Source organism: Rhodococcus sp. R1101, assembly GCF_000278445.1.
In the GTDB taxonomy this organism is placed as follows: Bacteria; Actinomycetota; Actinomycetes; order Mycobacteriales; family Mycobacteriaceae; genus Rhodococcus; species Rhodococcus gordoniae.
Genome location: NZ_AJVB01000231.1, coordinates 1 through 6,017, shown reverse-complemented (window position 1 = coordinate 6,017; position 6,017 = coordinate 1). Strand labels below are relative to the sequence as shown.

Genomic DNA, 6,017 nt, shown 5'->3' with positions numbered 1-6,017 from the left:
GCTGCACCGCCTCCGTCGCCTCCGTTTTCGAGAGTCCGTGCAGCCGAGCGAGATAGGCCAGTTGCTTGCCGACCTTCATCTTCGGGTACAGGCCGCGTTCCTCGGGCATGTACCCGATGTTGCGGCGCATCTCGAGGTCGACGGGCCGCCCGTCGATGCGGACTTCACCGGCGTCGGCGGCCAGGACGCCGAGCGCGATCCGCATGGTGGTGGTCTTGCCCGCCCCATTGCTGCCGACGAAGCCGAACAACTCGCCGGGGCGGACTTCGAAGCTCACGCCGTCGAGGGCGATCTTGTCGCCGTAGCGTTTCGAGAGAGTGTCGATCGTCAGTGTCACAGCACGTCCTCCGGGTCGTCGTCGGGGCGGGTCCAGGCGAGCAGAACAGCGGGCAGGCAACCGCTGAACAGTATCGAGGCGAGAGCGAATCCGCCTGCCGAGTAGGCGAGTGCCCGATGGTCGATCGATGCGATCGAGGCGCTCCACAGCAGCGCGAAGATCGGCAGCATCAGCAGCCCCTGCGCCACGGACAGGCCGATCGAACGGGCGCTGTTGCGCTCGGCGATCTCACGTTCGTCGAGCGCGTGACGCGGAGCGTCGGATTGACGTCCCGACACGATCTGCAGGCACGTCCACGTGGGCAGGAATACCAGCGCGACCGGCAACCAGGCGATCGCTGCCCACATCGTGAAATACGACGCGATGGCGGTGACGAACATCAGCGCGATCAATGCCACGACCGCGCCGGCGAGGATGCGGCGGCGGCGTCGGGTGCGCCAGTTCGGCATCCATCCAGCGGTGATCTCCTCGTTCTTCAGGAACCGGCGGGTGCGGTAGTCCTCGTAGCGGTCGAGCAGCGATTCGGTGGTCATCAGGCCTCCTTCCGAGGCTTGTACAGCTCCGTCGACAACGGCGTGAACTCGGTGCGGGAGAAGACGGCTTCGACCGGCAGCCCGAACACGTCGCAGATGCGGAAGGCGAGATCGAGACTCGGATAGTGGTCGCCGCGTTCGAGTGCGCCGACGGTCTGCGGGTTCACGTCGATGAGCGCGGCGAGTTGTGCGCGGCTCATGCCACGCTCCGCGCGCAGGACGCGGATGCGGTTGTAGATGGGAAGCGTTTCCCCACGGCGTACCGGACTCATGGAACAAAGTGTTGGGAAAACACAACGGTTTGTCAACTGTTGAAGACGACTGCCTGCTCAGCGGGTTGTTCAGTCGTCGTCGACTCCGCGAAGCCGATCGAGCTCGCGGCGCTCCTTCTTCGTCGGGCGACCCGCTCCGCGGTCCCGGCGGGGAAGCGCGGCGAGGATCTCCTTCGGCGGAGGCGGGGGACTGTGATCGATGTAGGCGGTGGCGGCGATCGGTGCGCCCACCCGCTTGTTCACGAGCTGGGTGACCTCGACGATCTTCTCCGTGCCGTGGGCACGCACACGGACCTCGGCGCCGAGCGTCACCGGTGTCGACGGCTTGGCCGTCACACCATCGACCCGGACGTGCCCGGCGCGGCACGCACTCGCCGCGGCGGACCGGGTCTTGAACAACCGGACCGACCACGTCCAACTGTCCACCCGCACGCTTCCACCCATCTACAGCAACTCCTCACTCAGCGTCCCGCCGTCGAGCATCCATCGACGCGTGGTCCGCGTGGTCTCCAGCATGCGGCGATCGTGCGTGATCAGCAGCAGGGTGCCCTCGAAACTGTCGACGGCCTGCTCGAGTTGCTCGATCGCCGGCAGATCGAGGTGGTTGGTCGGTTCGTCCAGCACCAGCAGATTGACACCGCGGGCCTGCAGCAGCGCGAGCCCGGCGCGGGTGCGTTCGCCCGGCGACAGCGACGACGCCGTCCGCAGGACGTGGTGCCCCTTGAGGGCGAACTTCGCCAGCAGGGTCCGCACGTCGGCGTCCGGCCACTCGGGCACGTTGCGTCCGAACGCCTCGACGAGCGGTTCGTCGCCCTCGAACAGGCTGCGGGCCTGATCGATCTCGCCGACCAGCACACCCGACCCCAGCGATGCGCGCCCGGAATCCGGTGCGACGGTGCCGAGCAGCAATCGCAGCAACGTGGATTTCCCGGCCCCGTTCGGGCCGGTGACGACGATGCGGTCGCCCCACTCGACCTGCGTGGTGATCGGACCGAGGACGAAGTCGCCCCGCCGGACGACGGCGTCGTCGAGGGTCGCGACCACCGTGCCGCTGCGTGGGGCGGCAGCGATGGACATGCGCAGTTCCCATTCCTTGCGCGGTTCCTCGACGACGTCGAGTCGCTCGATGCGCCGCTGTGTCTGCCGGGCCTTCGCCGCCTGCTTCTCGGTGGCCTCCGCGCGGTGCTTGCGTCCGATCTTGTCGTTGTCCTTGGACTTGCGACGTGCGTTGCGCACACCGTGCTCGAGCCAGTTCCGCTGCATCCGAGCGCGTTCCTCGAGCTGGGTCTTCGTGTCGGCGTACTCCTCGAACTGCTCACGGGCGTGCCGGCGCGCCACCTCGCGCTCGACGAGATACGCCTCGTACCCGCCCTCGTACACCGAGATCTGCTGCTGCACCGGATCGAGTTCGACGATGCCCGTCACCGTGCGCGCGAGGAATTCGCGGTCGTGGCTGACGACCACCAACGCCATGCGTGTCTCGTCCACGAAGCGTTCGAGCCGTTCGAGCCCGGCCAGATCGAGGTCGTTCGTCGGCTCGTCGAGCAGCAGGACGTCGTAGCGCGACAGCAGCAGTGCCGCCAGCCCGGCGCGGGCGGCCTGGCCACCGGAGAGCGCCGTCATCGGAGCGTCGAGGCCGGCTTCCAGGCCGAGGTCGTCGATCACCTTCTCGGCGCGCTCGGCGAGGTCGGCCCCGCCGAGCGCCAGCCACCGTTCGAGCGCCGGGGTGTACTCGTCCTCGTCGGAGTCGCCGAGTCGCTCGGCAGCGGCGTTCATGACGTGTTCTGCCGCCGCGACACCCGTGCGACGTGCGAGGAAACCGAGGATCGTCTCGCCCGGCACCCGTTCGGGTTCCTGGGCGAGATAGCCGATGGTGGCGTCGGGCGGGCTGAGTATCACGGAGCCGGTCACGTCGGCGTCCCCCATCCCCGCGAGGGTCGTGAGCAGCGTCGATTTCCCGGCGCCGTTCGCCCCCACCAGACCGATCACATCGCCGGGTGCGACGGTGAGATCGAGTCCGTCGAACAGGACACGTTCCCCGCGGGAGGCCGACAGGCCGTTGATACGAAGTGTTGCGCTCACGCACCGAGTATCCCGGGTGCGACGAGTCCGAGGTCGGGCGCGGGTCGGTACCGGCCACGAGCGGCCCCTCAGCCGCCGCACTCCGCGGGCACGATCCCACCGTCGCCCACCGGGACGGCGTCGAGCGGATTGTCGATCTCGTCGCGCCGCGTCCGGGCCGCGACGATCACGATCACCGCGGCGACGGCCGGCACCGACCCGGCGATCGCGAAGGTCGGCGCGAGCCCGACCGTGAGGGCCAGCGGCCCGGCCACGGCCATGGACAGCGGCATGAACACGATCGAGACGAAGAAGTCGAGACTCGACACCCGGCCCAGCAGGTGCGCGGGCACCCGCCGTTGCAGCAGCGTTCCCCACACGACGGATCCGGCGTTGAACAGAGCGCCGACGACGAACACCGCGGCGATCATGATCGGCACCGACCCGGAGACCCCGATGACGGCGAGGGGGACGCAGCCCAGACCCCACATCAGGAGCGGGACGGTGAGATAGCGTCTCGGCAACCGGAGCGACGCCACGATCGTCGACCCGACGGCGCCACCGACGCCGAAACCCGCCATCACCATCGCGTGCTGGGACGGCCCACCCCCGGTCGACTCGCGGATCGCGAACGGGATGAGCACCTCGATCGGTCCCAGCACGCAGAGGACCGCGACGGACCCGAAGAGGAGCGTTCCGAGCAACCAGGGAGTGCGCACGGTGAACCGCACGCCTTCCGCGAGATCGTCCACGACGGAACGGAAACCGCTGACTCTGCCCGTCCGTGCACCGGCACGGCGGACCGCGGTCGGACGCATCGCGAGAACGCACAGCGCCCCGGCCACCTCGAGGAGCGCGACCATGCACAACGCGACTGCGGGGGACGAGGCGGCCACGACAGCGCTCGCCGCCGCCGGGCCGGCCGCCTGCATGAGCGTCGGCCGGAGTACTCCTTCGACGCCGTTGGCGGCGAGCAGGTCCTGCGGAGGGACGATGGAGGGCAGCAACGCCGAATAGGCCGGGAACTGGACGCCGTTCGCCAGCCCCAGCGCGAACCCCACGACGGTGAGATGCCCGAAGGTGAGCGATCCGCCGACGGCGAGTGCCGCCGTCACCGCCACCAGCACCGCACGTGCGATGTACGTCGTGAGAAGCAGGGTGCGCTGGGGGATCCGGTCGGCGAGGACACCGCCGGCAAGCGCGACGAGGAGCATGCCGACCGCCGGTCCGACTGCGACCGAAGACAGTTCGGCCGGACCGCCACCCATGTCGACGACCTGCCACACCACCGCGATGAGCCAGGTACCCACGGACAGCAGTCCCGCCGCGAGCGCCAGGATCAGCAGGCGGTACTGCGGGTGGGCGAACGGCCGCACGGGCCCGCGTGCCAGGCGCGGACGCCTGTGCGTCGGTGGTGCGGTGTGGTTGTTCATCGTCTTTCCCCGGTCGTCGAACGGTCCGATGAGATCTTGCGACCTCGAGGCGACTCCAGGTCGAGTGTCTTCGCCGGCCGGCCCGAGGATCAACCGATTTTCGTGAACGGCGACGTCAGCGTGCCGGTCCGGATTCGAGAACGATCTCGGTGGAACGCTTTTCGCCACTCTCGGTGGTCCACTCGATCGACACGACATCGCCGGGACGCCGTCGCAGCAGCCGTTGCTCGAGTTCGGCGGTCGACGAGACCGGCTCACCGTCGAAGGACACCACGACGTCGCCGGCATCGAGTCCGGCACGATAGGCGGGACTGTCGTAGGACACCCACAGCACCTCGACACCGAGATCCTGTCCGTCCTTGCGTGCGGTGGTGACGCTCGCGCCCAGCCGCGGCGTGGGACCCACGTGCACCGATCCTTCGCTCGCGCCTGCGCGCACCTGCTCGACGACCGTCATCGCCTCGGCGATGGGCACGGCATACGCCTCGGGTCTCGTCCCGGGCGAGGTGTCGGTGTTCCGTTGCACGGCACCCGCGGTGTTGATGCCCACGACCGTTCCGTAGTCGTCGACGAGGGGCCCACCGGAATCGCCCGGCCGGATCGGGGCGTCGGTGCGGATCATCCCCGTGAGACGGTGTCGCGACCCGTTCGTGGCGTCGCGCACCACGACGTTGCGGTCGAACTCGACGATGGTGCCGGGGGTGGCCACGACGACTCCGCCACCCTCCGAGTTGCCGAAGGCCGTGACGCGGGAACCCACCGGCGGCAGGATGTCGGCGATCGTCGCGGCCGGGAGATCGCTCGCGGTGCCGAGCTGCAGGACGGCGAGATCGCGTTCGCGGTCGTAACCGAGGACCTCCGCGTCGTAGATCGATCCGTCGGCACCGCTCACCGCGCTGATGTCGGTGGCCCCGCTCACCACATGATGATTCGTGACGACCGTGCCGTCGGGGGTGAGCACGATCCCGGTGCCCGTCATCCCGGTCCATCCCGCGCTCGCATCGATGGTTACGACGACCGGCACGGTACGCGCGACGAGCTCGTCGGCCGTCAGCGGTGTCGGTGGAGGTGCGGCCGGCGCCGGCGGTGGGGGAGGAAGGGCGATGTCGACCAGGACCGGCGACGAGGCGACGAGGCTGGCGGTGGTCGCGAGCGCGACCAGCAGTACCGATCCGCCCCGCCCACTCACTGCTGCGGCACCTCCCCGGTGAGATGGTCGAGCAGTTCGCGCGCGGCGGCGCGCCCGGCCCGGTTCGCACCGATCGTGGACGCGGACGGACCGTACCCGACGAGGTGGATGCGCGGATCCTTCGCGACCCGGGTCGCGAGGCGGCCGGCCATGGTGATGCCGCCACCGGAGTTGCGCAACGACAGGGGAGCC

7 protein-coding genes and 1 pseudogene are annotated in these 6,017 nt (G+C 69.3%); all 8 read right to left on the bottom strand.

The features are described 5' to 3' along the window. A partial coding sequence (locus R1101_RS0114535; RefSeq protein WP_016934133.1) for an ABC transporter ATP-binding protein occupies positions 1-337 on the bottom strand: 337 nt, incomplete at its 3' end. Next, the gene (locus tag R1101_RS0114530; protein WP_016934132.1) at positions 334-870 is read right to left on the bottom strand and encodes a hypothetical protein; all 537 of its coding nucleotides are present in this window, start codon (positions 868-870) and stop codon (positions 334-336) included. The genes R1101_RS0114530 and R1101_RS0114535, both read right to left, overlap by 4 nt. Next, positions 870-1,142, bottom strand: coding sequence for a helix-turn-helix transcriptional regulator (locus R1101_RS0114525; RefSeq protein ID WP_016934131.1), 273 nt, complete (start codon positions 1,140-1,142; stop codon positions 870-872). Before R1101_RS0114525 ends, R1101_RS0114530 begins: the two co-directional genes overlap by 1 nt. Before the next feature lie 69 nt (positions 1,143-1,211). Continuing rightward, positions 1,212-1,586 (bottom strand): RNA-binding S4 domain-containing protein, encoded by a 375-nt coding sequence (locus tag R1101_RS0114520; protein ID WP_016934130.1) that lies wholly within the window; start codon positions 1,584-1,586, stop codon positions 1,212-1,214. Then, positions 1,587-3,224, bottom strand: a complete 1,638-nt coding sequence (locus R1101_RS0114515; protein ID WP_016934129.1) for an ABC-F family ATP-binding cassette domain-containing protein — start codon at positions 3,222-3,224, stop codon at positions 1,587-1,589. 68 nt (positions 3,225-3,292) lie between these two features. Beyond that, positions 3,293-4,636, bottom strand: coding sequence for an MFS transporter (locus tag R1101_RS0114510; protein ID WP_026003286.1), 1,344 nt, complete (start codon positions 4,634-4,636; stop codon positions 3,293-3,295). A 115-nt stretch (positions 4,637-4,751) separates the two neighbouring features. Next, positions 4,752-5,825, bottom strand: coding sequence for a S1C family serine protease (locus tag R1101_RS0114505; RefSeq protein ID WP_016934127.1), 1,074 nt, complete (start codon positions 5,823-5,825; stop codon positions 4,752-4,754). Continuing rightward, positions 5,822-6,017, bottom strand: a pseudogene (locus R1101_RS26870) (pyridine nucleotide-disulfide oxidoreductase); the annotation flags it as partial. The gene R1101_RS0114505 and the pseudogene R1101_RS26870, both read right to left, overlap by 4 nt.